The organism is Microbacterium sp. KSW4-4, from assembly GCF_023091185.1.
In the GTDB taxonomy this organism is placed as follows: Bacteria; Actinomycetota; Actinomycetes; order Actinomycetales; family Microbacteriaceae; genus Microbacterium; species Microbacterium paraoxydans.
In genome coordinates this window covers 1,119,629-1,145,661 of the sequence record NZ_JAHWXJ010000002.1, presented here as the reverse complement: position 1 = coordinate 1,145,661, position 26,033 = coordinate 1,119,629, and the positions used below count along the sequence as shown (strand labels likewise).

28 protein-coding genes are annotated in these 26,033 nt (G+C 71.3%); 20 read left to right on the top strand and 8 right to left on the bottom strand.

Annotated features, from left to right (window positions below):
• Positions 1 to 27 precede the first annotated feature (27 nt).
• Entirely contained in the window at positions 28 to 1,725 is a 1,698-nt protein-coding gene (locus tag KZC57_RS15075) for an ABC transporter substrate-binding protein (protein ID WP_247642110.1), read from the bottom strand.
• Between the two features lie 265 nt (positions 1,726 to 1,990).
• Between KZC57_RS15075 and KZC57_RS15070 the strand changes: the two genes are divergently transcribed.
• From KZC57_RS15070 to KZC57_RS15040, 7 genes are read left to right on the top strand one after another with little or no spacing between them, the layout of a single operon-like run.
• The gene (locus KZC57_RS15070) at positions 1,991 to 2,707 is read left to right on the top strand and encodes an NUDIX domain-containing protein (protein WP_060923235.1); all 717 of its coding nucleotides are present in this window, start codon (positions 1,991 to 1,993) and stop codon (positions 2,705 to 2,707) included.
• The gene (nadA, locus tag KZC57_RS15065; RefSeq protein WP_060923236.1) at positions 2,704 to 4,041 is read left to right on the top strand and encodes a quinolinate synthase NadA; all 1,338 of its coding nucleotides are present in this window, start codon (positions 2,704 to 2,706) and stop codon (positions 4,039 to 4,041) included. Before KZC57_RS15070 ends, nadA begins: the two co-directional genes overlap by 4 nt.
• Entirely contained in the window at positions 4,038 to 5,561 is a 1,524-nt protein-coding gene (gene nadB, locus KZC57_RS15060) for an L-aspartate oxidase (protein ID WP_247642109.1), read from the top strand. Before nadA ends, nadB begins: the two co-directional genes overlap by 4 nt.
• A complete protein-coding gene (gene nadC / locus KZC57_RS15055) occupies positions 5,561 to 6,412 on the top strand; it encodes a carboxylating nicotinate-nucleotide diphosphorylase (RefSeq protein ID WP_247642108.1) in 852 nt (283 codons plus the stop codon). The genes nadB and nadC overlap by 1 nt, the downstream gene beginning before the upstream one ends.
• 5 nt (positions 6,413 to 6,417) lie before the next feature.
• Positions 6,418 to 7,554 carry a cysteine desulfurase family protein gene (locus KZC57_RS15050; RefSeq protein WP_247642107.1) on the top strand — a complete coding sequence of 379 codons (1,137 nt, stop codon included), beginning with the start codon at positions 6,418 to 6,420 and terminating at the stop codon, positions 7,552 to 7,554.
• A 23-nt stretch (positions 7,555 to 7,577) separates the two neighbouring features.
• A complete protein-coding gene (locus tag KZC57_RS15045) occupies positions 7,578 to 8,525 on the top strand; it encodes a glycosyltransferase family 2 protein (RefSeq protein WP_247642106.1) in 948 nt (315 codons plus the stop codon).
• A 22-nt stretch (positions 8,526 to 8,547) separates the two neighbouring features.
• Positions 8,548 to 9,321 carry an SDR family NAD(P)-dependent oxidoreductase gene (locus KZC57_RS15040; RefSeq protein ID WP_247642105.1) on the top strand — a complete coding sequence of 258 codons (774 nt, stop codon included), beginning with the start codon at positions 8,548 to 8,550 and terminating at the stop codon, positions 9,319 to 9,321.
• A 12-nt stretch (positions 9,322 to 9,333) separates the two neighbouring features.
• On the opposite strand, the gene KZC57_RS15035 is transcribed toward KZC57_RS15040, so the two are convergent.
• The gene (locus tag KZC57_RS15035) at positions 9,334 to 11,409 is read right to left on the bottom strand and encodes an ABC transporter ATP-binding protein (RefSeq protein WP_247642192.1); all 2,076 of its coding nucleotides are present in this window, start codon (positions 11,407 to 11,409) and stop codon (positions 9,334 to 9,336) included.
• Between the two features lie 165 nt (positions 11,410 to 11,574).
• On the opposite strand from KZC57_RS15035, the gene KZC57_RS15030 reads away from it, so the two are divergent.
• Positions 11,575 to 13,050, top strand: a complete 1,476-nt coding sequence (locus KZC57_RS15030; protein WP_105949497.1) for an MDR family MFS transporter — start codon at positions 11,575 to 11,577, stop codon at positions 13,048 to 13,050.
• A 30-nt stretch (positions 13,051 to 13,080) separates the two neighbouring features.
• Here the strand turns inward: KZC57_RS15030 and KZC57_RS15025 are convergent, their stop codons facing one another.
• Complete coding sequence (locus KZC57_RS15025) at positions 13,081 to 13,227, bottom strand: hypothetical protein (RefSeq protein WP_167627859.1); 147 nt, start codon at positions 13,225 to 13,227, stop codon at positions 13,081 to 13,083.
• Positions 13,228 to 13,353: 126 nt separating this feature from the next.
• Between KZC57_RS15025 and KZC57_RS15020 the strand changes: the two genes are divergently transcribed.
• Together KZC57_RS15020 and KZC57_RS15015 are read left to right on the top strand one after the other, a co-directional pair.
• Positions 13,354 to 13,947: a carboxymuconolactone decarboxylase family protein gene (locus KZC57_RS15020; RefSeq protein ID WP_247642104.1), complete on the top strand. Its 594-nt coding sequence runs from the start codon at positions 13,354 to 13,356 to the stop codon at positions 13,945 to 13,947.
• Positions 13,948 to 13,970: 23 nt separating this feature from the next.
• Positions 13,971 to 14,555, top strand: coding sequence for a 1-acyl-sn-glycerol-3-phosphate acyltransferase (locus KZC57_RS15015; RefSeq protein WP_060921358.1), 585 nt, complete (start codon positions 13,971 to 13,973; stop codon positions 14,553 to 14,555).
• A gap of 4 nt (positions 14,556 to 14,559) precedes the next feature.
• On the opposite strand, the gene KZC57_RS15010 is transcribed toward KZC57_RS15015, so the two are convergent.
• Positions 14,560 to 14,763, bottom strand: coding sequence for a hypothetical protein (locus tag KZC57_RS15010; protein ID WP_025102919.1), 204 nt, complete (start codon positions 14,761 to 14,763; stop codon positions 14,560 to 14,562).
• 81 nt (positions 14,764 to 14,844) lie between these two features.
• Here KZC57_RS15010 and KZC57_RS15005 point away from each other — a divergent pair, with 81 nt between their 5' ends.
• Positions 14,845 to 15,390: a DUF6328 family protein gene (locus KZC57_RS15005; RefSeq protein WP_105949495.1), complete on the top strand. Its 546-nt coding sequence runs from the start codon at positions 14,845 to 14,847 to the stop codon at positions 15,388 to 15,390.
• A gap of 34 nt (positions 15,391 to 15,424) precedes the next feature.
• Here the strand turns inward: KZC57_RS15005 and KZC57_RS15000 are convergent, their stop codons facing one another.
• Entirely contained in the window at positions 15,425 to 15,985 is a 561-nt protein-coding gene (locus KZC57_RS15000) for a Dps family protein (protein ID WP_247642103.1), read from the bottom strand.
• A 155-nt stretch (positions 15,986 to 16,140) separates the two neighbouring features.
• On the opposite strand from KZC57_RS15000, the gene KZC57_RS14995 reads away from it, so the two are divergent.
• The 3 genes from KZC57_RS14995 (at position 16,141) to KZC57_RS14985 (ending at position 17,788) form a co-directional block, all read left to right on the top strand.
• A complete protein-coding gene (locus KZC57_RS14995; RefSeq protein ID WP_105949493.1) occupies positions 16,141 to 16,596 on the top strand; it encodes a GNAT family N-acetyltransferase in 456 nt (151 codons plus the stop codon).
• 107 nt (positions 16,597 to 16,703) lie between these two features.
• Positions 16,704 to 17,003, top strand: coding sequence for a hypothetical protein (locus tag KZC57_RS14990; RefSeq protein WP_060921362.1), 300 nt, complete (start codon positions 16,704 to 16,706; stop codon positions 17,001 to 17,003).
• A 122-nt stretch (positions 17,004 to 17,125) separates the two neighbouring features.
• The gene (locus KZC57_RS14985; protein WP_247642102.1) at positions 17,126 to 17,788 is read left to right on the top strand and encodes a hypothetical protein; all 663 of its coding nucleotides are present in this window, start codon (positions 17,126 to 17,128) and stop codon (positions 17,786 to 17,788) included.
• Positions 17,789 to 17,803: 15 nt separating this feature from the next.
• Here KZC57_RS14985 and KZC57_RS14980 read toward each other — a convergent pair whose 3' ends face one another.
• Positions 17,804 to 18,373: an alpha/beta fold hydrolase gene (locus tag KZC57_RS14980; protein ID WP_060921364.1), complete on the bottom strand. Its 570-nt coding sequence runs from the start codon at positions 18,371 to 18,373 to the stop codon at positions 17,804 to 17,806.
• Between the two features lie 147 nt (positions 18,374 to 18,520).
• Complete coding sequence (locus KZC57_RS14975; protein ID WP_247642101.1) at positions 18,521 to 19,915, bottom strand: M20/M25/M40 family metallo-hydrolase; 1,395 nt, start codon at positions 19,913 to 19,915, stop codon at positions 18,521 to 18,523.
• A 194-nt stretch (positions 19,916 to 20,109) separates the two neighbouring features.
• On the opposite strand from KZC57_RS14975, the gene KZC57_RS14970 reads away from it, so the two are divergent.
• The 6 genes from KZC57_RS14970 to KZC57_RS14945 all read left to right on the top strand — a co-directional run bounded on the left by KZC57_RS14970 (position 20,110) and on the right by KZC57_RS14945 (position 25,665).
• Entirely contained in the window at positions 20,110 to 20,991 is an 882-nt protein-coding gene (locus KZC57_RS14970) for a manganese catalase family protein (RefSeq protein ID WP_060921366.1), read from the top strand.
• Between the two features lies 1 nt (position 20,992).
• The gene (locus KZC57_RS14965) at positions 20,993 to 22,045 is read left to right on the top strand and encodes an SDR family oxidoreductase (protein ID WP_247642100.1); all 1,053 of its coding nucleotides are present in this window, start codon (positions 20,993 to 20,995) and stop codon (positions 22,043 to 22,045) included.
• 145 nt (positions 22,046 to 22,190) lie between these two features.
• Positions 22,191 to 24,551 carry a glycoside hydrolase family 65 protein gene (locus KZC57_RS14960; protein WP_247642099.1) on the top strand — a complete coding sequence of 787 codons (2,361 nt, stop codon included), beginning with the start codon at positions 22,191 to 22,193 and terminating at the stop codon, positions 24,549 to 24,551.
• A gap of 84 nt (positions 24,552 to 24,635) precedes the next feature.
• Positions 24,636 to 24,893 carry a hypothetical protein gene (locus KZC57_RS14955; protein WP_060923504.1) on the top strand — a complete coding sequence of 86 codons (258 nt, stop codon included), beginning with the start codon at positions 24,636 to 24,638 and terminating at the stop codon, positions 24,891 to 24,893.
• The gene (locus KZC57_RS14950; protein WP_247642098.1) at positions 24,890 to 25,384 is read left to right on the top strand and encodes a BLUF domain-containing protein; all 495 of its coding nucleotides are present in this window, start codon (positions 24,890 to 24,892) and stop codon (positions 25,382 to 25,384) included. The genes KZC57_RS14955 and KZC57_RS14950 overlap by 4 nt, the downstream gene beginning before the upstream one ends.
• Positions 25,381 to 25,665, top strand: a complete 285-nt coding sequence (locus KZC57_RS14945; RefSeq protein WP_217584989.1) for a hypothetical protein — start codon at positions 25,381 to 25,383, stop codon at positions 25,663 to 25,665. The genes KZC57_RS14950 and KZC57_RS14945 overlap by 4 nt, the downstream gene beginning before the upstream one ends.
• An 11-nt stretch (positions 25,666 to 25,676) precedes the next feature.
• Here the strand turns inward: KZC57_RS14945 and KZC57_RS14940 are convergent, their stop codons facing one another.
• Positions 25,677 to 26,018, bottom strand: a complete 342-nt coding sequence (locus tag KZC57_RS14940; RefSeq protein WP_247642097.1) for a hypothetical protein — start codon at positions 26,016 to 26,018, stop codon at positions 25,677 to 25,679.
• Positions 26,019 to 26,033 lie beyond the last annotated feature (15 nt).

The following is a 26,033-nucleotide window of genomic DNA, read 5'->3' as shown; positions in this document are numbered from 1 at the left end:
TCCTGCTTCCCCTGCTCCTTTCGTCACTCAGCCGGCGGGCTTGATCTGCGTCAGCACGTATCCGGCAGCGATGGCGCCCCAGGACGGCGGGAACGCGTAGAGGTTCTCCTCGGTCGGCCAGCCGGTGTAGTCCTTCGTGTTGTAGAAGGTCTGCGTGGCGTTGATCACGAGCGGGATGTAGGGCACGTCGTTGACGATCGCGTCCTGGATGGTGGCGTAGAGCTCCTTGCGCTCGGCCTCGTCCTCGGTGCTGATGGCCTGCTGGATGGCCGCATCGACGGTGGGGTTGTTGTAGCGGCTGAAGTTCCAGCGCCCCGGGGGGATCTCGGTGCCGACCGGGCTGGTGGACTGCACCTCGGTGCCGCCGAACCAGTCGCGGTAGATCTGGAACGGGTCGGCGATGGTCGTGCCGACCACGCCGCCGACGATCAGCTGGAACTCGCCGGACTGACGGGCGTCGACGAACTCCTGCCACTGCACGGTCGACGCGGTGATCTTGATGCCCGCGGCCTCGGCCTGCTCGGCGATGAGCTTCGCGGCGTCGTTGTAGTCCGTCCAGCCGTCGACCGAGATCAGGCTGAGCTCGACGGGAGCGCCGTCCTTCTCGTAGATGCCCGACGAGCCCTTGGTGTAGCCGGCGGCCTCGAGGATGGACGCGGCCTCCTCGACATTGGCCTCCTGCGGGCTGACCTCGTACGCGTCGTCCGTGAGCCACTTCTCATCGCGCGGGAGCAGCGTGTAGGCGGGCGAGACGTCGGCGGTGAGACCGACGAACGCCTTGTCCTTGATGGTGGCCCGGTCGACGGCGACGTTCAGCGCCTGCCGGACGGCCACGTCCGTCTGCGGACCCGTGCAGCCGAGCTCGGCGTTCGAGCACGTGTAGAGCACCGTCGGGTCCTGCGGAGTGTTGATCCACTCGATCTTGCCGCTGGCGGTCGCGTCATCCGGGTTCGGGATGAACATGCCGGTCCAGTCGAGCTCGCCCGCCGTCACGAGATCCTGCGCGGTCTGGTTGTTGTCGACCGCGATGTACTGGACCTTCTTGATGGCCAGCTCGTCGGCACCACGGTAGTTCTCGTTGGCGACCAGCGTGTAGGACTCGCTCGTGGTCTTGTCCACGACGTACGGGCCCGACCCGACCGGCTCCTCGTTCGTGAAGTTCGCGAAGTCGTCGACGTCCTTCCAGATGTGCTCGGGGAGGATGTAGCTCGAGCCCATCCGCTGGAACTCCGTGGTGTACTGCGCGATGCCGTAGGTGAGCACGACCGTGGTGTCGTCGGTGGCCTCCGCGGAGACCAGCTGATTGCCCTCGGGGTTGTTCGCCTCGTACAGGAAGGTGAAGGCCACGTCCGCGGCCGTGAGCGGCTCGCCGTCGCTCCACTTCAAGTCGGACTTGATCTTCACCGTGATCTGCGTGCCGTCCTCGTTGTACTCGAAGGACTCGCCGATGAGGCCGATGGGCTCCTCGTCCTTGGTCTTGTTGTAGAAGAACAGGGGCTCGTAGATCGGGCCGAGTGCGCCATGGAGCACGTTCGGGGCGAAGGGGTTGTAGTTCGTGGTGATCGGCGTCGTGCTGCCGGCCCAGACGCGGAGGGCGCGGTCGCTGGACGCGTCGCCGCCTCCGTCATCGCTACCGCCGCCGCCGCAGGCCGTCAGGCCCAGGACGAGGACCGAGGCCCCCGCGACCGCCGTGAGCGCGATCTTGCGCTTTCCGTTACGGATCATTCTTCATTTCCTCTCGGTGCTGCACTGCAGGAGGGATTCTCCGGTTGGAGCCGAACCCCGGGCGGGGTTCACGGGAACCCCGGGAGGCGGCCGGTGGCCACTCTCGAAGGGGTTTGTTAGGACAGTAACCTAACAAACCCACCCCGGGGGGACAAGCCTTCCCGCGGGGAGGAGATAACGTTTCGGACTCGACGCGTTCGTTCGTCATCTGCGCGCACTAAAAGTCCCGATGACACTAAGATCGAATCCGGAGGTTAAGGTGCCTATGACTCGAAGTGCGGACATCCGCGTCGCCGTCTCGACGGTGATCCTCACGCTGCGCCGCGGTGACGATGGTCCGCCCGTGCTCGCGCTCCCCCTCGTCCGCCGCACCCGCGAGCCGTTCGCGGAGCGGTGGGCGCTCCCCGGCGGGTGGCTCACCCCCGAGGAGTCGCCGGTCGATGCCGCGGCCCGCACGCTCGCCGAGACGACCGGCCTCGCCCCCACCTACCTGGAGCAGCTCTACGCCTTCGGCGCCGTCGACCGCTCCCCCACGCGGGTCGTCTCGATCGTGTACTGGGCCCTGCTCCGCCAGGACGACGTCGAGGCCCAGATCACCGCGCACCGGGCCTCGGGCCGCGCGCCGGAGAACGTGGAATGGTTCGCTGCCGACGACCTGCCGGCGCTCGCCTTCGATCATCGCGAGATCATCGAGTACGCGCTCTGGCGCCTGCGGAACAAGGTCGGATACAGCCGTGTGGCCCAGGGCTTCCTGCCCGCCGAGTTCACGCTCGCCGAGCTCCGGGAAGCCTACGAGTCGATCCTGGGGCGCGCGCTCGACCCCGCGAACTTCCGGCGGCAGGTCGAGTCCGCCGGCAACCTGACCCGCACCGACCGCTTCCGGACGGGCAGTCATCGCCCGGCCCGCCTGTACCGCGACGACACCGATCTCGAGCTGGCCGACCGCGGTCCGCTCCGCCCCGAGGAAACGAGAACCCGATGAGCATCACCTTCGTCCCGACGCCCGCGGTCCCCCCTGCGGACCCGTCCGTCGACCACGCGATCCAGGCCATCGTCGGCGGGGTCTCCACCGACGCCACCTGCACGACCGACCTCGCCGTCGGACCCTGGGACTTCGACACACGCCCCGGCTACGGACCCGGCTCCTCCATGGGTGATGTCATCCCCACCGGGGCTCCCCGGCAGGGAGAGCTCCCCGGGGCCTACCGCGAGGCCGGCGAGGCGGAGCTCCACCGACGCATCGAGGCGGCGAAGGCCACGCTCGGAGACAGGGTGGTGATCCTCGGGCACTTCTATCAGCGCGAGGAGGTGGTGGCCCATGCGGACGAGGTGGGCGACTCGTTCCAGCTCGCCACCGCCGCCACGATGCGGCCGGATGCGGAGGCGATCGTCTTCTGCGGTGTGCACTTCATGGCCGAGACCGCCGACCTCCTCTCCCAGCCCGACCAGGCGGTGATCCTGCCGAACCTCGCCGCGGGGTGCTCGATGGCGGATATGGCCGACATCGACCAGGTCGAGGAGTGCTGGGAGCAGCTCGCCGACGTGCTGGGCGACCTCGACACCCCGGACGCCGACGGCCGCGTGCCGGTGATCCCCGTCACCTACATGAACTCCTCAGCGGCGATCAAGGGCTTCGTCGGGCGACACGGCGGCATCGTGTGCACCTCGTCCAACGCCGCCACGGTACTGGAGTGGGCGTTCGCCCGCGGCCGCCGGGTGCTCTTCTTCCCCGATCAGCATCTGGGACGCAACACCGCGAAGGCCATGGGGGTGCCCCTCGACCGGATGCCGATGTGGAACCCGCGGCGAGCGCTGGGCGGCTCCACCGCGGAGGAGCTCGTCGACGCGCAGGTGATCCTCTGGCACGGGTTCTGCTCCGTGCACCGGCGCTTCACCGTGGCGCAGATCGACCAGGCTCGGGCCGAGCACCCGGGAGTCCGCGTGATCGTGCACCCGGAGTGCCCGATGGAGGTCGTCGACGCGGCCGACGAGGCGGGATCCACCGAGTACATCCGCCGCGCCATCGCCGAGGCGACGGAGCCGACGACCTTCGCCGTCGGTACCGAGATCAACCTCGTGCGCCGCCTGGCCGCGCAGTACCCGCAGCACCGGATCTTCTGCCTCGACCCGGTCGTCTGCCCGTGCTCGACCATGTACCGCATCCACCCGGGCTATCTCGCGTGGGTCCTGGAGGAGCTGGTCGCCGGCCGCACACCGAACCGCATCACGGTCTCCCCCGATGTCGCCGACCCGGCTCGCCTCGCGCTCGAGCGGATGCTGGCCGCCAAGCCGCCGGTGGCCGCCGGGGCACGATGAACGTCGTCGTCGTCGGCTCCGGCATCGCCGGCCTCACCGCCGTGCTGCACGCTCACGAGGCCGGGCACACGGTGACCGTCGTGACGAAGGGCGACCTCGGGGGCGGATGCACGCCTCTCGCGCAGGGCGGTGTGGCCGGCAGCTACGGGCCGGGAGATGGACCGGCCACGCACGCCGCCGACACGATCAGCGCCGGAGGGGGTCTGTGCGATCCGGCCGCGGTCGACGCGCTCGTGGCGGACGGCGCGGCCCGGACCGCCGAGCTCCTCGCCCGCGGCGTCGCCTTCGACCGGACTCCGGGCGGCGCTCTCGCCCGCGGGCGCGAGGCGGCGCATACTCATGCCCGCATCCTGCACGCCGGAGGCGACGCCACCGGCGCCGCGATCTCCGCCGCGCTATGCGCCGCCGTTCGCCGTGCGTCCATCGCCGTCTGCGAGGGGACGATGCTCCTCGACCTCGTCGTCGAGGAGGACCGGGTCCGTGGGATCACGGTCCTCCGCGACGGGGACACGGCCGAGATCCGGGCCGACGCCGTGATCCTCGCGACGGGCGGGGCGGGGCAGCTCTACGCGCACACGACCAACCCGGCGGAGGCGACCGGCGATGGCATCGCGGCGGCCCTGCGCGCCGGCGCCGCCGTCGCCGACCTGGAGTTCGTGCAGTTCCACCCGACCGCGCTTCCCGGCACCCCGGTCTTCCTGCTCTCCGAAGCCATCCGCGGCGAGGGTGCCGTGCTCCGCGACCACGAAGGGCGACGGTTCGTGTTCGACAGCCACCCGGACGGGGAGCTCGCGCCGAGGGATGTCGTCGCGCGGGCCATCGCCCGACAGGCCGCCCGGCAGGGGGCGCCCGTGCACCTCGATGCGACGGCGCTGGGGGCGGACGCGCTCGCCCGCCGCTTTCCCACCATCGACCGAGTGACACGTGCTCGCGGTTTCGACTGGTCCAGGGAGCCGCTGCCGGTGACGCCCGCCGCCCACTACCTCATGGGCGGCGTCGTCACCGATCGCCACGGACGGACCACGATCCCGGGGCTCTACGCCGTCGGTGAGACCGCCCGCACGGGGGTGCACGGAGCCAATCGGCTCGCCTCCAACTCACTCCTCGAAGGCGCCGTGTTCGGTGCCAGGGCCGCCGCCGCCCTGGACGGATCGTGGGCCACTGCCGTCGACATCACCCCGCGTCCGTCGCCGACCGACTCGGCGGACGCGGATGTCGCACCGGAGCCTCTCCCCCCGTTCGACCGCGCCGGGCTGCAGCGGTTGCTGTGGGACGAGGTCGGCCTGCACCGGACCGGATCGGGCCTGCAGCGCGCGCTCCGGATCGTGCGCGGATGGACCGTCGAGACGCCTCCCCCCTCCGACGCCCGCGCGCACGAGGACCGGAACCTGCTGCAGGTCGCCGACGCCACCATCCGTGCCGCCCTTGCCCGCCCCGTCTCGGTCGGCGCCCACCACCGCGACGACCCCGTCCCCGCCGAGCCGAGGGCGGAACACGCACCGATCCTGGAGACCGCCTGATGCTCACCCGCGCCACCCTGCACCGCGTCGTCGGAGCCGCACTCGAGGAGGACGCCCCGTGGGGCGACCTCACCAGCACCACCCTGCTCCCCGCGGAGACGACGGCCACGGCCGACCTCGTCGCCCGCGAGGACGGGATCTTCAGCGGCGGTGAGGTCTTCGCCACCGCGTTCCTCCTCACCGATCCCGATGTCGTCGTCGACCTGCACGTGGGCGACGGCGATGCCTTCACCGCCTCCGACGTGCTGGCCACCGTGACAGGGCCGGCCCGCACGCTCCTCACCGCCGAGCGTGTCGCCCTGAACTTCGTGCAGCGGATGTCGGGCATCGCGACCCTCACCGCCGCCTATGTCCGCGAAGTGGAGGGGACGCGGGCGCGCATCGCAGACACCCGCAAGACGACGCCAGGACTGCGGGCGTTCGAGCGGCACGCCGTGGTGTCAGGCGGCGGCCGGAACCACCGGTACTCCCTCTCCGACGCGGTCATGGCGAAGGACAACCACCTCGCGGTGCTCCAGCGGTCCGGGCTCGACCTCGCGACGGCTCTTCGCGAGGCACTCTCGCGGCTGCCGCACACCGCCCACGTGGTCGTCGAGGTCGACCGTCTCGACCAGATCCCGGCGGTGCTCGACGGCGGTGCGCACACCGTGCTGCTGGACAACTTCTCCCTCGACGATCTGCGCGCCGGCGTGGCCCTCATCGGCGAGCGCGCCACCGTGGAGGCCTCGGGCGGCGTCGACCTGACCACCGTCCGCGCCATCGCCGACACCGGGGTGGACGTGATCTCGGTCGGAGCCCTCACGCACTCCGCGCGGGCGCTGGACCTCGGACTCGACCTCCGGATCGGTTGAGTCTCGTGCTGTACCTCGATCACGCCGCGACCTCGCCGGTACGCCCCGAGGTACGGGCGGCCATGGAGCCCTTCCTCACCGAGGTGTTCGGCAACCCCGCCAGCCACCACACCGCGGGCGAGACGGCAGCGCGCGCGCTGGAGGATGCCCGCGCCAGGGTCGCCCGCGTCTTCGGGGTGCGGGCGGGCGACGTCGTCTTCACCGGCGGCGGCACGGAGGCGAACAACCTCGCCGTGAAGGGGATCACGCTGGCAGCGCTCGCCTCCGGGCGGCGGCGCGTCGTGGTGTCCCCCATCGAGCACGAGTCGATCCGGGAGTCGGCGGCGTACCTCGCGCGCTTCCACGGGGTGACGGTGGCGATGCCCGCGGTGGACGGGACCGGGCGGATCGGGCCGGACGCCCTCGACACGGTGCTCACCGACGACACGGCCATCGTGTCCGTCGGGCACGCGAACAACGAGATCGGCACCGTCCAGGACATCGCCGCGCTCCGCGAGGTCGTCCGCGCCCGCCGCGTGCCCCTCCATGTCGACGCCGTGCAGTCGGCCGGCTGGCTGCCCCTGCATGATCTGGATGCCGACGCCGTATCGATCGCCGGGCACAAGCTCGGCGCTCCCAAGGGCACCGGGGCGCTCATCGTCCGCGGCCGCCTCCCTCTGGAACCGCTCCTGCACGGCGGCGGTCAGGAGCGTGGACGGCGGTCCGGCACCGTCGACGTCGCGGGAGCGGTGGGCCTGGCGACGGCGTTGGAGCTCGCCGAGCGGGAGCGCGAAGACACGGCGACCAGGGTGGCGGCCACGACGACGCGTTTCATCGTCGAGGTGCAGCGACGTGTGCCCGTGGCCGCGCTGACGGGGCATTCCACGCAGCGTCTGCCCGCGACGGCGAGCTTCACGATCTCCGGCGTGAGCGGCGAGGCGGTGCTGCTGGAGCTGGAGCGCCGCGGGGTGATCTCGTCCAGCGGCTCCGCCTGCGCGACCGGCAGCGACGAGCCCTCCCCCGTGCTGCTCGCGTGCGGCATCGCCCCCGAGGTCGCTCAGACGGCCGTGCGGTTCACCTTCGGGCGCACGGCCCTCCCGGCGGATGCTCCCGAGCGCCTCGCCGCACTGCTCGCGGAGGCGGTCGCCGCCGTCCGCGGCTGACGGACGGCTCTAGACTCGGCGGAGTGACCGCCCCCACCCCGATCGTGACGCTGATCGTGCCAGGACGCGACATCGCCGCGTTCGCCCCCGCCGCCCTCGACTCCCTCCGCGCGCAGACGGACGAGCGGTGGCGTGCCCTCCTCATCGACGACGGCTCCACCGACGACACGGGAGCGATCTTCGCCGACGCCGCCGCGAGGGACGCCCGCTTCACCGTGATCCGGCATGAGGCCTCCGTCGGGCTCGGCGCCGCGCGCAATGTCGGCCTCGCACGGGTCGACACGCCCTTCACCGGTTTCCTCGACGCGGATGACGAGCTGATGCCGGACGCGCTGGCGACGCTCGTGGGCACGCTCGAGCGCACCGAGAGCGACTTCGCCGCCGGCGCCTACGTGCGGCTGCGTCCCCAGGGGCGAGGATACGTGCCCGGCCGCGTACAGCCCTGGGTGGCCGCGGCGACCTCTCCGGCCCGCCTCGGCACCACCCTCGCAGAGCACCCGCAGGCGGTGTCGAACATCGTCGCGTGGTCCAAGGTGAGCCGCACGGAGATGTGGTCCGACCTGAGATTCCCGGAAGGTGTGGCCTACGAGGACCAGGTCGTCGCGCAGACGATGTACACCAGGGCGCGCACCTTCGATGTGCTGCCCGACGTCGTGGCGCGCTGGCGCGTCCGAGCGGACGGCACCTCGATCACCCAGAGCAAGGCGCAGCTCCCCGTGCTCCGCGACTACCTCGCTGCGCTCCGCGGCGGGATCCGCGTCCTGCAGGAGGCGGGCGCGCATGCCGCCGTGACCGCACGGCTCGACCTCATCCTCGCGATGGACGTCGCTCCGCTCCGGAAGATCGCGGACACCCACCCCGATCCCGCCTATGCGGCGGACGTCTCCGCGTTCCTGGCCGAGCTGCGTGCCCTTCCCGAGTTCGCCGACGCCCGCCCCGACCCCACCCTCGCCGACGCCCTCGCGTGGTGAGCCCCGCCGAAAGGACCCCCGCATGACCGACTACCTCTCCTCGCTCTTCGCACTCGACGGCCGCACCGCGGTCGTGACCGGCGGCAGCTCGGGCATCGGTCGCGGCATCGCGACGGCGCTCGCCCGGGCCGGCGCGGCCACGGTGATCGTCGCCCGCGGCGCGGAGCGCATCGCCGAGACCGTCGAGGAGCTGACCGCGCAGGGGTGCCGGGCCGCGGGCGTGGTCGGCGATCTGAGCACGCGCGAGGGCATCCATGCGGTCGCGGAGGCCGCAGCCGTCCCCTTCGGCGAGCCGGACATCCTCGTCAACTCCGCCGGCATCAACATCCGTCCGCCCTACGCCGAGATCACCGAGGCGGACTGGGACGCCACGATGACCGTCAACGCGCTCGCCCCGTTCCTCCTCGGTCAGCGCTGGGCGCAGGGCATGGCGGCGCGCGGCTACGGGCGACTGATCCACATCAGCTCGCAGCAGGCGCACCGGGCATTCGTGGGCAGCGGGGTCTACGGCGCCTCCAAGGGCGCGGTCGAGTCGCTCATGCGCTCGGAGGCCGAGGCCTGGGGCGGCACCGGTGTGACGAGCAACTCCCTCGTCCCGGGATTCGTCCTCACACCCCTGAACGCCCGCCTGCAGGAGGACTCCGCGACGATCGCGGCCCTCGCGGCCCGGACGATGATCGGACGCAACGGCCTCCCCGAGGACTTCGCCGCAGCCGCGGTCTTCCTCGCCGGTCCGGGTTCGGCCTACGTCACCGGCCAGTCGCTGTTCATCGACGGCGGGCTCTCCGTCCACTGAGCCTCGCGGTCGTCACCCGTCGGTCGGGCGCGGCCGCGCATCGGCACTCGATGCCGTCGGCAGCGGGACGCCCGTCGTCAGCGCCACGACGGCATCGGCTGCGGCGGAGTCCTCCGGCTCACGGTCGGCACGGCGCTCGGCGAGACCAGCGTCGACTCCTTCTCCGACGCCCCCGCGGATCGCGGCCTCCTCCTCGGCCTCCGCTTCGATCTCGGCGTCCAGCACGCGCGACGCGGCCACCTGCTGCGCCGCCAGCTCGGCGTAGAGGCCGCCCTGCGCGAGGAGCTCGGCGTGGGTGCCGGACTCCACGATGCGCCCGGCCTCCAGCACATGGATGACGTCCGCCCCCATGACCGTCGACAGGCGGTGCGCGATCGACAGGGTGGTGCGCCCCTTCGCCGCCTCGTCGAGGGCCTCCTGCACCACGCGCTCGGACACGGTGTCCAGGGCGGAGGTCGCCTCGTCGAGCAGGAGCACCGGCGGGTCCTTCAGCAGCACGCGCGCGATGGCGATGCGCTGCTTCTCGCCACCGGAGAGCCGGTACCCGCGCTCCCCCACGACCGTGTCGTAGCCCTTCTCGAAGCCCGCGATGATGTGGTGGATGTTGGCCGCGGTGCAGGCGGCGACCAGGTCCTCGTCCGTCGCATCGGGCTTCGCGTAGCGGAGGTTCTCCCGGATCGTCGCGTGGAACAGGTAGGTCTCCTGGGAGACGATGCCCACATCGTCGATGATCGACTCCTGCGTGAGGGTGCGCACGTCCGCCCCCGCGAACAGCACCGCGCCGCCCTTGGCCTCGTACAGTCGAGGCGCGAGGTAGAGGATCGTGGTCTTGCCCGCGCCGGAGGGCCCGACGAAGGCGACGTGCTGCCCGGGCTCGGCCACGAAGGAGACCCCGTGCAGCGTGGGACGCGAATCGGCCGCGGCATCCGGATACCGGAACACGACGTCCTGGAACTCGATGCGTCCGCGCGGACCCGGCGCCTGCGCCACGGCGATAGCATCGGGGGCGTCGGTGATCTCGGGGACGAGGTCGAGGTACTCGAAGATGCGGGCGAAGAGCGCGGACGAGGTCTGCAGGTCGAGCGAGACCCGCATGAGCCCCATGAGCGGCATGAGCAGCCGCGCCTGGACCGTCGTGAAGGCCACGATCGTCCCCGCGGTGATCGCTCCCGTCCCGCCCGCGATGAGGTATCCGGAGACGAGGTAGATGACGGCGGGGACGCTCGCCATGATGACCTGGACGACCGCGAAGAAGCCCTGACCGCTCATGGCCCGGCGCACCTGGAGGCGCACCTGGTTGCGGTTCTCCTGCTGGTAGCGCTCGGACTCGGTGCGCTGGCGGTTGAACGCCTTGGACAGCAGCATGCCCGAGACGCTCAGGGTCTCCTGGGTGATCGAGGTCAGCTCGGACAGCGACTCCTGGGTCTCCCCCGCGATGCGTGCCCGCACCTGTCCCACGCGTCGCTGCACGAGCACGAGGAACGGCATGAGCACGACGGCGATGAGGGTCAGGCGCCAGTCGATGAGGATCATCGCCACGAGCGAGGCGATCACCGTGACGGCGTTGCCGAGGATGCTGGTGACGGTGTTCGTCAGCACGCCGGAGACGCCGCCGACGTCGTTCTGCAGCCGGGACTGGATCACGCCGGTCTTCGTGCGGGTGAAGAAGCCGAGCTCCATGGCCTGCAGGTGCTCGAACAGCCGCACCCGGAGATCGCCCGTGACGCTGTTGCCGACCGTCGCCGTGAGCCAGGTCTGTGCGACTCCGAGGACCGCCGAGAAGAGGAAGAGGCCGACCATCGCGCCGACGAGCACGCCGAGCAGCGAGAGGTGGGGGCCGCCGCCGTCGACGGGGAACAGCGCGTCGTCGAAGATGCGCTGCACGAGGAGCGGCGGGATGACCGCGATGCCGGCGCCGAGCACCACGAGGACACCGGTGAAGAGGATGCGCCACCGGTAGGCGCTGAACAGGGCGACGACCCTGGTGCCGAGGCCGTCGATCTTCGGAGCCTCCGCGTTGAGCCGACGCTGGGCGTCCTCGTCCACGCCGCGGAAACCGCCCCGCGGACCACCGCCCATCCCGCCCATGCTCATGGCGCCAGCGTAGTCACCCCCGAGGACACGGGCTCCGTTCCCGCGGCGTTCAGCGATATCTCAGATTTCGGAATGAAATGTCCGCTCGACCCGTTACGCTGAATGACTCTCGCGAACTCTCGCACCTCCCTCTTCTCTCCGATGCCCTGGAGGCCGCCCATGTCTGCCGTCGATACCGGCTCCATCACGACGCCCCCCGCATCGAGCGGGGGCATCCCCCGCAAGGACATGCGGGTCATCTGGCTGCTGCTCGTCGCCGCCTTCGTCGCCATCCTCAACGAGACGACGATGGGCATCGCGATCCCGCACCTGAACACCGATCTCGGCATCCCGCCCGAGCTCGGGCAGTGGCTGACGAGCGCGTTCATGCTCACCATGGCGGTGGTCATCCCGACCACCGGCTTCATCCTGCAGCGCTTCACGACGCGGCAGGTCTTCATCGCCGCGATGACGGCCTTCTCGCTCGGCACGCTCGTGGCGCTCGTGGCGCCCGGCTTCTCCGTGCTGCTCGCGGGCCGCGTGATCCAGGCGGCGGGCACCGGCATCATGATGCCGCTGCTGATGACGACGATCATGAACGTCGTGCCGGCGCAGTCGCGCGGCCGCATGATGGGCCGTGTCGGCCTCGTCATCTCGCTCGCGCCCGCCATCGGCCCGACGCTCGCGGGCGCCGTGCTCGACGCGTTCAACTGGCGCGCGCTGTTCGCGATCGTGCTGCCCATCGCCCTGATCTCGCTCGGCATGGGTGCGAAGTGGATGACGAACCTCGGCGAGACCCGCAAGGCTCCGCTCGACGTGCTGTCCATCCCGCTCGCGGCGCTGGGTTTCGGCGGCATCGTCTTCGGCCTCAGCCAGTTCGGCGGTGAAGGCGGTGCGGGCGGCACGACCGGCGTCATCGCCCTGGTCGTCGGCGCCGTCTCGCTCGCGCTCTTCGTCTGGCGCCAGCTCGTGCTGCAGCGGGTGGACGACGCGCTGCTCGACCTGCGCGTGTTCCGTTCGGCGAACTTCTCGCTGGCCGTCATCATCATGACGATCCTGGCCCTGTCGATGTTCGGCACGCTCACGCTGCTGCCGCAGTACCTGCAGAACGTCGCCGGACTCAGCGCTCTGGAGTCGGGCCTCATCCTGCTCCCCGGTTCGGTGCTGATGGGCCTCCTCGGACCGATCATGGGTCGCGTGTACGACGCGAAGGGCACCCGACCGCTGCTCATCCCCGGCACGATCCTCGTCTCGGCCTCGCTCTTCTTCTACTCGACGGTCGGCGAGCACACCGTGTGGTGGCTGCTGATCGTCGTGCAGGCGGCCATGTCGGTCGGCCTCGCGATGTCGTTCACGCCGCTGTTCTCCTCGTCGCTGGGGTCGCTGCACCGCTCGCTGTACTCGCACGGCTCCGCGGTGCTGAACACGCTGCAGCAGGTCGGCGGCGCGGCCGGTGTCGCGCTGCTCACGGTCACGTACTCGGCCATCCTGCACGCCGGGGAGGACGAGGGCCTCTCGCGGGCGGTGGCGGGTGCCCCCGGTGCGCGGACGGCGTTCCTCATCGCGGCGATCATCTCGCTCGCGGCGGTCGCGCTCAGCCCGCTGGTGCGCAAGCCCGCCGACGACATCGGCGATGCGGCGCACGGCGGTCACTGACCGCGCAGAGACACCGACGGCGTCTGCTGCTCACCGCTCCTTGGGGGCGGGGATGTGGCAGACGCCGTTGCTGCAGTAGCCGGCGGCATCGCCGTCGAGCAGCTCGATCGCACCCGGCAGCGGCTGCAGCCCGAGCGGCGCGTCCTGCCCGGTGTTCTCCTGCTTCGATTCGGTCATCCCTCGATCGTACGCCTGCCAGGAGCACCGGGCGCCGCACGCTCTTCTCTCCGACCCGAGAGCGGCGTATCGTTCCCGGCGAGGGGGTGCGCACCCTCGCCGCGCCCCCGGAGCCGAGGAGGCGCCATGATCATCCACCCTCCCGAGCGGGCCACCGCGACCGGCCACGTCGCCGCGATGTACGAGAGCGACCTCGCCGACGACGGCATCGTGTTCGCACACACCAGGGCCATGGCCGTGAACCCCGAAGCCCACGCCGCGTTCGAGGCGCTCGTCCGTGCGGTCGTCCCGTCGATCGGCGTCCGCGTGTACGAGGCCGCGACCCTCGGGGCGGCGCGGGCCCTCGGATCCGCGCACTGTCTGCTCGCCCACGGCCGCCGCTCCCTCCGCGCCGGAGTCGTCGACGAGGAAGGACTCGCCGCCTTCGCCGCCGGAGACGACAGCGGTTTCACGGAGCAGGAGCAGGTCGTGATCCGCTTCGCCGCACGCCTGTCGACCGATCCGTCGGCGATGGCCGATGCGGAGACGCAGGAGCTGCGCGAGGCCGGGTTCAGCGACCGGCAGATCGTGGACATCACCCTGGCGGCGGCGGCGCGCAACTACTTCAGCAGGGCACTGCTCGCGCTCGCCGTCCCCGTCGAGGACGTCCCCGGGCTGGATCCCGCACTCACCGCGGCGCTCACGCACGCCTCCGCGGCCGGCCCGCCAGGCGATCGATAGGCCGCTCCCCTTAATCTGGACGGATGCTCCGACGATTCCTCGCCCGCGTGTACTGGGCCGTCAGCCGGTGGACCCTCGTCGCCGACGCCGCCCCCACGCGTCCGACCGTCCTGATCGGCGCCCCGCACACCTCGAACTGGGACTTCGTGCTCATGCTCGCGATCGCCTGGCGGCTGGGCATCGAGGTCCACTGGCTGGGTAAGAAGAGCCTGTTCCGCGGCTGGCGCGGCCCGATCATGCGCGGCCTCGGCGGCATCGCCGTCGACCGGGCGGACCCGGCGCGCATCGTCGGCGAGGTCGTGGAGCAGGTGCACGCCGGGACCGTGTTCGGCCTCGTCGTCACCCCCGACGGCACCCGCGGCGGCAACGAGTACTGGAAGAGCGGCTTCTACCGGATCGCGCGTGCCACCGGCATGCCGGTCACCCTCGGCTTCGTCGACCGCCACACCATGACGACCGGCCTCGGGCCGACGATCGACCTCACGGGAGACGTGGCCGCCGACATGGACCGGATCCGCGCGTTCTACGCCGACAAGCACGGCGTGCGTCCGGAGCGCCGCACGGAGCCGCGGCTGCGCGAGGAGACGGCCGAGCGGCCGGAGGGCTGACGCCTCACTCCTCCGCGGGCGCGTGGTCTCGGGCGTACGCGAGGTCGTCGTCGGACAGCGACTCGATCATCCCGACCACCGCTCCGGTGATCTCCCGGATCTCCTCGCGGACGTCCTCGTCGAGGTGCCGCGAGCCGCTGCCGATGACCGCTCGGCGCGCCTCGTCGGACAGCTCCGGCCACCATTCGTCGATCGGGGGCAGCGTCATCCGGGGTCCTTTCCTGAGGCCTGTCCGCCGGGCCGCGCAAGGTCCTGGACAGCGGCGGATCGTGCCCACGAGACTATCGCCATGAGAGCAGAACCCCGTGGCGACGCGGACGAGCGCGACGACCGCGATGACGGTCGCGACGAGACCCCGAATGAGCGCGCGGACCGCAACTGGGAGGAGCTGCTGCAGGAGCTGCGGGTCATGCAGACCGGCACGCAGATCCTCACCGGCTTCCTTCTGGCGGTCGCGTTCCAGCCGCGCTTCACCGATATGGACGAGTTCCAGCGCGACCTGTACGTCGTGCTCGTGGCCCTCGCCGCTCTCGCGACGATCCTCGCCCTCGCCCCCGTCGGCATCCACCGGGCTCTGTTCGGCAGCCGGCTGAAGCCCGAGCTCGTCCGGACGGCGGCGCGGTTGGTGAAGATCGATCTGTTCGTGATCGGCGCCCTCACGATCGGCGTCACGACCCTCATCGTCGACTTCACGGTCAGCCGTACCGCCGGGATCGTCGCGCTCATCGCGTCCCTCGTGCTCGTCGTCGGACTGTGGATGGCGCTGCCCGGCCTGCTGCGGCGCGCCCGATCCCGGGCGCGGTCACACGACGGACCGCCGCCCCCGGCGGCGTGAGCGCGAGGAGGGCGGCGGTCCGACAGCGGGTCGATCAGCGACCGGCGGGGCTGCGGTTCTCCGCGCTCACCATCCAGGCGAACTGCTCCAGCCGCTCGATGACGGCGTGCAGCAGATCGGCGGACGTCGGGTCCTCTTCGTCGACGGCGTCGTGCACGTCGCGCATCGTCCCGACCGCGGCCTCGAGGCGCGCGGTGACGAGGTCGATGGTCTCCGTGGTGGACACCTCGCCGGTCGGGAACTCCGGCAGCGTGGTCGTCTTCGCGATCGTGGCGCTGCGGCCGTCGGGGACGGCGTGCAGCGCGCGCATGCGCTCCGCGATGGTGTCGCTGAACGTCCGGGCGTCCTCGATGATCTCGTCGAGCTGACGGTGGGTGTCGCGGAAGTTACGTCCGACGACGTTCCAGTGCGCCTGCTTGCCCTGCAGCGATAGTTCGAGCAGATCGACGAGCACGGCCTGCAGGTTCGCCGCGAGGGTCGGGGATGCCGTGAACCCCTTCTCCGCGTTCTGCTGGCGGGTGGTCTTGACGCCCGCCTTCGCCGCCCCGTTCTTGCTGCTGGAGCTGCCGGACTTCTCGGTCTTCGTGTCTGCCATGGTGTGACCTCCTCCCGGCACGGTAGCCCGCAGCGCGGCCCGTTCCGAGGGGGTTGACACCCGCCGGTCGCACCCCTGAACGTGAGGAAGGCGACAGGGCCATCGAGAGAGGCGGAACAGTGGGAACAGCAGCAGCACAGGAGGATCGACCCGAGGTGGTCGTCGCCCCTCTGACCGCGGCGGATGCCGGCGAGGTGCTCACGATCCAGCGGGCGGCCTTCGTGTCGGAGGCGGCGATCTACGGGAGCGTCGACATGCCGCCCCTGACCCAGACGCTCGCCGAGATGGAGGCCGAGCTCACCTCGGAGCGCGGCCTGGGTGCCCGGATCGACGGCCGCCTGGTCGGAGCCATCCGGTTCGTCGAGGACGACGACCTGCTCCTGATCGGACGGATCGCGATCGCTCCCGACATGCAGGGCGAGGGCATCGGCCGGAAGCTCCTCGAGGCGGCGGAGCAGGCCTCCGACGCCCGCGAGGCCGAGCTCTTCACCGGAAGCCTCAGCGAAGCGAACATCCGGCTGTACGAGTCCTGCGGCTACGAGGAGCACGAACGGGTGCCGCAGGGCGACGGCACCGCCCAGGTGTTCCTCCGCAAGCGGCTGCGAGGTTAAGGGCAGCGCCCCCGTCTGCGCAAGGGGGTCGAGGGGATCGGGCCGATGGGGAATCGTAGCCGGGACATGTCGCGACCGCGTCATGCCCCAACCGGAAAGGAGAGCTCGTGCTCACCCTCACCGACAACGCCACCGCCATCGTGTCGACCCTCGTGAGTCGACAGAACGACGCGCCGGCCGCCGGGCTGCGCATCCACACCGCCGAGGCGCAGGACGACACGGGCGCGGCCCGTCTCGCCGTCGCCGTGACCGCCGATCCGGAGCCCGCCGACCAGGTCGTCGAGCTTTCGGGCACGCGCCTGTTCCTCGACGAGGCCGCCGCCTCCGCGCTCGACGACAAGGTCCTCGACGCGGGCGTGGACGACGAGGGCTCCGTGTCCTTCGCCGTGCTCCCTCAGGTCGCCTGAGACCTCAGACTTCGGACGCCGCGGCCGCATCGGCCGCGGCGTCCGTCCGTCTCCGAGCACGGTCCGATAACGAGAACCGCGCCACCTTCGGCGGCGGCCCCGAGCGCTCTAGCATCGGGACCATGCGACGACCCTTTTCCCTCCTTCTCGCCCTCGCCGCCACCGCGCTCGCCGTGACGGCCTGCGCTCCGGCGACCTCAGCCGAGCCGTCCGCGTCCCCTCGTCCCTCGGAGACCACCAGCGCATCGCCGACGCCGACAGAGACCGCCTCCGCGCACATTGTCGTGTCGCTGGACGGTCTGACGGTCACCGGCTCGGAAGAGCGGAGCGCTGACTACACGGATTCCGCCGCCCTCCTCGAGCTCCTCCAGGAGGTCACCGGCGAGCTTCCCGAGCCGGAGGGCGTGGAGATCTTCCCCGGCGAGGCCTCCACGCTTGAGGCGTACGACTGGGAGGGGCTGCGCGTCCTGGCCGACAGCACGGGCGAGGCCCCGGCCAGCGTCTCCGTCACCGCCGCCGAGGTCGCGGGCCTCCCGATCGCGACCGAGGACGGATTCCGCGTCGGCAGCACCCGCGCCGAGCTCCGCGCCGCCGATGCCTGGGCGCTGACGGATGCGGAGGACCCGGAGACCGCGAGCGAGCTCGGGCTCGGCGGGCGCGAGGTCCCGGACACCGAGTCCCTGACCCGCCCGGGCTCCACCGGGATCATCTACACGATGTTCGTGCTCGACGGCGACACCGTCACGCAGATCATGGTCCCCGCGAACGACTTCAGCGACCTCTGACCCGCGGCGTCACCCTCAGTCCCAGTCCAGGTACTCCTCGAGCACGACGGCCGTCTCGATGGGGTGCGTCATCGGGAAGAGGTGATCCCCGCCCTCGACGACCTTGATGCTGGCGCGCTCCGGAGCCGTGGCGCGCAGGCTCTCGGCGTTCGCGGGCGGGGTGACCTCGTCGGCCGTCCCCTGGATCAGCAGCACCGGGATCACCGGGGCGAGGGGCGTCTCCACCTCTTCCACGCCGAGGAGTGCGAGACCGTTCACGCGCTCCGGATGAGCCACCGCGAACGACCGCGCGATCGTGCCGCCGAAGCCGTGTCCGCCGATCCACGTGTCGCCGAGGCCGATGTGGTCGATGACGGCGAGCGCGTCCGCGACGCGGTCCTCGATCGACGTGTCGGCGTCATCCGCGCGATGGCCGATCCGCACGACGTGGAATCCGGCCTCCTCGGCCAGGTAGTGACCGACCACACCGAGCACGTCGGCGGCCAGGCCACGCTCCTGGATGAGCACGAGCTTGACCGGCCCGTCGCCCTCGTCGACGAACGGGATGGCGCGGCCCTCGGGCTCGAAGGTCTGGGTGTCGGTCATCGGCGTCGTTCTCCTCAAGCCGTCGGTGTCAGGTTCGCAGGCGTCGTCCGCGCCGGGCTCCTGCGACCGGGCACCGGGCGGGGGCGCCTGCGTCCAGCGTAGCCCGCCGGGGGACGAGCCTCCTCCTCGCATCCCCCGGCGGAGTCATCAGGCGGCGGCGAGCTCGCGCCACAGATGCGCGAGGGTCGCGGCGCCGCGGACGAGCATGCGCAGATCGATGCTCTCGTCGCTCGCGTGCCAGTGGTCCTCGGGCAGCCCCGTTCCGAGGAAGACGACCGGGGCATCGAGTTCCCGGGACAGCAGCTCGGCCGGCCCTCCCCCGGCATTGCCCATCTTCCCCTGGATCGGTCGGCCGTGCCCGAGGGCGAGAGCGCGCTCCAGCGCATTCCGATACGGCCCTGGAGGAGAGACATACGGCTCCTGCGCGATGTCCTCGTCGACCTCCAGACGGTACGTCGCCTCCGGGGGCATGACGTCGGCGATGAAGGCGCGGAGCGCGTCGGCGACGTCATGGTTGCGCTGGTTGGCGACGGTCCGGATGCTCAGCGAGGCCCTGGCCTCCCGCGGGATGACGGAGCGCTCGATACCCTCCGGGTCACCGGCGAGCAGCGAGATCACTTCGATGGCCGGGCGCACCCACAGGCGCTCCTTCGGGGTGAACCCCTTCTCCCCCACGATGACCCTGGTCTCGGTACGCCGCGTCCAGTCGTCCGGATCGAACGGCAGCGCGTCGAGCTCCGCGGCCCGCTCGTCGCTGAGCGGGGCCACGCCGTCATGGAAGCCGGGGATCGCGATGCCTCCGTCCTCGTCGTGCAGCTGCGCGAGCACCCGGGACAGGACGAGGGCCGGATTCACGGTCACGCCGGAGGCGGCGCCGCTGTGCACGTCCCGGTCGGGCCCCTGCACCGTGAGCGTCGCGGTCAGCGTCCCGCGCATCGAGGTCACCGGAGCCGGGGAGTCGACCTCCCACTGCAGGGTGTCCGAGAAGACCACGAGGTCGCACGCGAACCGATCGGGGTCGGCCTCCAGGAGGTTCTTGAGGTGCGGGGAGCCGATCTCCTCCTCACCGTCGACGAGCAGCTTGAGATGCACCCCCGCATCGGGGCCGTCCACGGCGGCGAGCGCCCGCTGGGCCCAGACGTGCGCGAGCGCCTGACCCTTCGCGTCCGACGCCCCGCGCCCGTAGAGCCGTCCTTCTCGGAGCACCGGCATGAACGGCGCGGTCTCGCTCCACTCCTCCGGCTTGGCGTGACGGACGTCGTGGTGGGTGTAGACGAGCACGGTGGGCGCCCCGGGCGCGCCCTCCCGCTCGGCGAACACGGTCACCGCATCGCCCGCGGGGAGCAGCGTCGTCGTGAAGCCCGCGTCCCGCAGTTCGGCGGCGATCCAGTGGGCCGACCGCACGCCGTCGATGCGACGCTCGGGGTCCGCCGACACGGAAGGGATCTCGACCCAGGCGGAGAGTCGGTCGACCATCTCCTCCCGACGGGCTTCGAGGAACGCGCCGATCGCGTCGTCCGCGGCTGCCGTCTGATCCCCCATGCCCTCAGCATGCCCGGGGGGACGCCGAGGAGGGCGGGGGTTGACGGCGCTGCCGCCGACCGGCTAACACCGGCGCGGCACCTCACGTGCCGAGTGTGATTGTCCCAGGCGACTCCGGGTTTGGAAAGGCCCTGAGTGGATCGGCCGACCGGGCGTTGCATGGCCAGCCCATCCCCAGAAGAGAGAGGCTCGATATGTTCTTCCATCGACAGGAGCTCCAATTCTCCGCGACGCCCGAGGCCCCGGACGCCGTGTACGCCCGCAAGCTGCAGGAGGTCCTCGGCGGGCAGTACGGCGAGATCACCGTCGCCCTGCAGTACCAGTTCCAGGCGTGGAACATGCACATCCCCGGCAAGTACCGCGACCTGGTCTTCGGCATCGGGGCCGAGGAGATGGGCCACGTCGAGATGCTCGCGGTCATGATCGCGCAGCTCCTCGAGAAGTCCCCGCTCGGCATCACGGAGGATGCCGTGCAGGACGACCCGACGGTCGCGGCGATCGTCGGCGGCACGGACGTGCAGCAGGGCATCGTCGCCGGTGCCGGCGCCCGCCCGGTGGACAGCAACGGCAACCCGTGGCAGGGCTCGTACATCACCGCGAGCGGCAACCTCCTCGCCGACTTCATGGCCAATGCGAACGCCGAGATGCAGGGCAGGGTGCAGGTCGCCCGGCTTTACCACATGACCGACGACCATGGCGTGCGCGATCTGCTGAGCTTCCTGCTGGCGCGCGACACCATGCACCAGAACCAGTGGCTCGCCGCCGCGGAGGAGCTCAAGGCCGAGGGCGCCGAGAAGCTACCCGTGCCCAGCAACTTCCCGCTGTCCAAGGAGCACCGCGACGTGTCGTACCAGTACCTCAACTTCAGCGACGGCCCTGCCGCCGCGGAGGGAACGTGGGCATCCGGACCGACGCCGGACGGATACGGCGAGTTCAGCTACCACGAGGGCCCCACGACCACGGCCGAGATGCCTCCGCCCACCCACCCCGACGCGCGCTTCTACGGCACGACCGAGCTGCCGAACGTCGTGGAGAAGGTGGCCGGCGCCGCGCAGGACGCGCTCCACAAGGAGTGAGATGCCGCCATCGTTCTCGCGGAAGGGGCGGTCGCCGCGCATACGCGCACGGCGGCCGCCCCTCGACGCCCAGGTGGTCGTCGTCACCGGCGGCTCCCGCGGCATCGGCCGGGAGGCGGCCCTCGGCTTCGCGCGAGCGGGGGCATCCGTCGTCCTGCTCGCCCGCGGTGGGCAGGCGCTGACCGAGACGGTCGAGGAGATCGCCGCGGAAGGCGGGGACGTCCGCGGGATCGTGTGCGACGTCTCCGACCGCCGGGCGGTGCAGGACGCGGTCGACCAGATCACGCACGCGTTCGGCCGGATCGACACCTGGGTCGGCAACGCGGGTGTGCTCCTCTACGCCCCGGTCGCCGACACCTCGCCGGAGGAGTTCCGTCGCGTCCTCGACATCAACGTCATCGGACAGCTCAACGGCGTCCAGGCGGCGCTGCCGGCGCTCCGGCGCTCGGGAGGGACGATCATCGTCGTGAGCTCGGCCGAGGCCGTGGTGGCGATGCCGTGGCACGGCGCGTATGCCGCCTCCAAGCACGCGCTGGAAGGAGCGATCGACGCGCTGCGCCGTGAACTGCGTGCCGAGCGCGCGCCGGTCACGATCACGGTGGTCCGACCCGCCGTCATCGACACGCCGATCTACCGTCATGCCCGCAGCCGGATTGCGTTTCGGCCGAGCGGGCCGCATCCGCATTACCGTCCGCGGTCCGTGGCACGAGCGATCCTCCATGCCGCCGCGCATCCCGCACGCACCATCCACGTCGGTGGCGGCGCCCTGCTGCTCACCGGGGTCCAGCGTGTCATGCCGGGCGTGCTCGATGCCGCCCTCGGCCGGTTCGGGCCGCGGATGATGCACACAGCCGTCGCCGCTCCGGCGCAGTTCGGGAACCTCGTCGGTCCGCTCCGCGACACCGAGCAGCGCGGCGGGCTGCCGCACCGCGGACGCGGCAGCGTCAGCACCTGGCTGCGGGTGCACCCGGGGTGGCGGACCGCAGCGGTCGTCGGCCTCCTCGGCGCGGTGCTCGCGCCCTGGCGCCGCTCGCGTCGCCGACCGCCTACCTGACCGGGTCGACGCGGCGCAACTCCCTCGTGCCGGTGCATCGGCGCGGATACCGTCGAGGCACACGGTCTCCGGCAGAAGGGAACTCCATGCTCCTCGGCATCCTCAGCTCCTCCTCGGACAGAAGCCTCGGGGCCGGGGCGCGCCGATGACGGCGCGCTTCACGGTCGAGCCGTGGGCGGTCGGCATCGAGAGCGTGGACGCGGCCCATCTCGCGCAGGAGGAGTCCGTCTTCGGTCTCTCCAACGGCCACATCGGCTGGCGGGGCAATCTCGATGAGGGCGATCCGCGGGGTGTCGCCGGCAGCTACCTCAACGGCGTGTTCGAGGAACATCCGATGCCGCATGCCGAGGACGGCTACGGGTACCCCGAGACCGGCCAGACGGTGATCAACGTGCCGAACGGGCAGCTCATCCGCCTGCTGGTCGGCGACGAGCCGTTCGACGTCGAGCATGGGACGGTCCACGCCCACGCCCGCCGCCTCGACCTTCGCGAAGGTACGCTGCACCGGGAGGTCGACTGGGAGTCCGCGGAGGGGCGTCGGGTGCACATCGCCACGACCCGTCTGGTCTCTCTCGAGCACCGGTCGTTGGCCGCCGTGCGCTACCGGGTGCAGGCGCTCGACGCCCCGCTCGCGATCACCGTGCTGTCCGAGGTGCTCGCGAACGAGCCGCTGCCCGTGACCCATGACGATCCGCGGGTGCAGGAGCTCCTCGCCCGTCCGCTGGAGACCGTCGCGGCATCGGAGCGCGGCGCGCGGAGCACGCTGCTGCACCGCACCCGCCGCAGCGGTCTGCATGTGGCGGTGAGCACGGACCATCTCGTGCAGGCTTCCGGGCAGGGCGCTCCGGAGGTGACGACCGAGGTCGACGACGACTTGTCGCGGACCCGCATCCGCGTCGACCTCGCCCCCGGCGAGGAGCTCGAGGTCGTCAAACTCGTCGGACACGAGTGGTCGGCATCCCTCGCATCGCAGACGCTGCGTGACCGCGCGGAGGAGGCCGTGGAGGAAGCGGCTCGCCTGGGGTGGGACGCGCTCGTGGCGGGACAGCGTGCCGTCCTCGATCGGTACTGGGAGTGCGGCGACGTCCGTATCGACGGCGATGCGCGGCTGCAGCAGGCCGTCCGCTTCGCTTTGTTCCAGGTCTTCCAGGCATCGGCGAGAGCCGAATCCCGCTCTGTACCGGGGAAGGGCCTGACCGGTTCCGGCTACGAGGGCCACACGTTCTGGGACTTCGAGGCGTTCGTGCTCCCCGTGCTCACCTCGACCGCTCCCGATGCCGCGCTCCAGGCACTGCGGTGGCGTCACGCGACGCTGGATCACGCCAGGGAGCGGGCGCGCACGCTCGGCCTGCGCGGCGCGTCCTTCGCCTGGCGCACGATCGACGGACGCGAGAGCTCCGGATACTGGCCCGCGAGTACGGCCGCCTTCCACATCAACGCCGCCGTCGCGGGCGCCGTGATGCACTACGTCCGCACGACGGGCGACCGCGACTTCGAGAGGGAGGCGGGAACCGAGATCCTCGTCGAGACGGCTCGTCTGTGGGCGTCCCTCGGGCGGTGGGACGAGACCGGCGGCTTCCACATCGATGGTGTCACCGGTCCGGACGAGTACACCGCCGTGGTCGACGACAACGTCTACACCAACCTCTCCGCGCGCCGGAACCTCCGCGGCGCGGCGGCGGCCGCGCGACGACACCCGGACGTCGCCGCCCATCTCGGTGCGGAAGACGAGGAGATCGCCGAATGGGAGTCCGCTGCCGATGCCATGACCGTCCTCTACGACCAGGAGCGGCAGGTGCACTCCCAGTCGGCGGGGTTCACCGCGCACGCCCGATGGGACTTCGACGCCACCGGCCCCGACGAATATCCGCTGCACAGTCACTTCCCCTACTTCGACCTCTATCGCAAGCAGGTGCTGAAGCAGGCCGACCTCGTTCTGGCGCTCTACACCTCTCACGAGGAGTTCACCTGGGAGGAGAAGGCGAGGGCGTTCGCCTACTACGACGCCCTCACCGTGCGCGACTCGTCCCTCTCCGCGGCGGCGCAGGCCGTGATCGCCGCCGAGGTCGGTCACCTCGAGCTGGCATCGGCGTACCTCGCGGAGCTCGCGGCCCTCGATCTGGACGACCTCCACGGCAACACGGACGAGGGACTGCACATCGCGGCCCTCGCCGGCATCTGGACGGGAGTCACGGCCGGCTACGGAGGCATGCGGGACGGAGACGACGGCCTGTCCTTCCGGCCCCAGCTCCCGGACGGGGTGACCCGTCTCGCGTTCGGGGTGCGGCTGCACGGGTGCATCCTGCACGTCGACATCACGCCGGCGGAGACGACCTATCGGCTGAGCGCCGGCGAACCGGTGACGATCCGGCACGCCGGCGAGGAGCTCGTCCTGCATGCCGGCGTTCCGTCGAGCCTGCCGACGCCGGACCGCGTCGAGCCGCTCACCCCGGCCCCGGTGCCGCCGCGCTGGCGGGAGCCGGGACGACCGCGCGCCGGCGACTGAGGCGGCGTTCGGGGCGTGTGCCATATCGAGGCGGGTCAGCGCAAGGCCCGAGGCGATGTCGGCCGCCCGCCGTAGGGTGGAGCCGTGCCTGATTCCCCCCACCCCGCATCGGATGTCCTTTGGGCGTGCGTCGAGGACGGCTTCCATGTCGGAAGCCGCGGCGGAGACTTCCTCGGCTACGTCGACCGTCAGCCCGACGGCCGCTTCGCCGCGTTCTCCGCGTCCGCGCAGCCGCTCGGTCTGCACGCCACGCTGAGCGACGCGACCACGGAGGTCGTCGCCCACGCCGGCCCCTCGGAGGGCGATGCCGCCCTCGGCACCCCGGAGCTGGTGCAGGGGTGACGGCGGCCAGGGCCGACGGGCTGCTCCGCCTCGTCTACACCAGCACGGCGGCACAGCCGTTCCGTGAGACCGCTCTGGAGCAGCTCCTCGAGCAGTGCCGCCGGTCGAACGCGGCGCGCGACATCACGGGCCTCCTCCTCTTCCGCGACGGGCGCTTCCTCCAGATCCTCGAAGGACCGGTCGAGGCCGTGCGCCGACTCGTCGACTCGATCGCCGACGATCCACGACACCGCGCGATGCGCATCCTGCTGGAGACGCCGATCACCGCCCGGCTCTTCTCCGACTGGTCGATGGGCTACCGGTCGTTCCGCACGGGGAGCACCGCCGCCCCCACAGGCTTCCGCGACTCCTTCGACGACCTCGTCGACGGCGCGGATGCCTCCACGATGGAGCGCGCCCTGTTCGAGCTCACCCTGTGGTTCCGCACCCGCTCCGGCGCTGCGGTCCCGGTTCCGGCCGCGAGCGGCGCGGGTAACTCGCTCCGGGTATGAGCGAGCCCGCGGGCGGACCTGAGCCGTCGCTCATCCAGCAGCGCATGGCACTGGAACGGCGACGGAACTGGGGCGTCTACGCGATCGTTTTCTCCTCGGTGATGACGGTGGGCTGGACGGTCGCGTTCCTCCTCGATGCGCCCGCCGGGTTGTGGCGCGTTCTCAGCATCATCGTGTTCGCCGCCGGGATCGTCGTCGGTATCGTCGAGACCCGCCGCGCCAGGCGCGCGCTCCGTGCGTTCGAGGATCGCCACGGGCCGGACGCGGGTGTGCGGCGCTGAGCCGTCGCACGTCAGCGACCGAGACCGACGCTGAAGCCGCCCGAGAACAGCACCGCGCCGAGGCCCACGACGGCCATGCCGACCAGGAGCACCCACGCGACGGCGCGGACCCCGCTCCGCCCGTGGCGCGATCCGGACGTGAGAAGCAGGACGGCCGTCGGCACGAGCAGCAGCCCGCCGAAGAGGAGGGCCGGGGCGACACGGACGTCCGGCGTGGGGCAGGGGAACGCGAGGGCGCACACGGTCGGTACTCCCTGAGCCAGCCAGAGGAGCAGCCACGTCACGAGCACGACGACGACCACCGGCAGGGCTCTCCGCACGAGGCGCGGTCGACTCGTCTCTGCCTGCTGCACCCCACCACTCTCCCA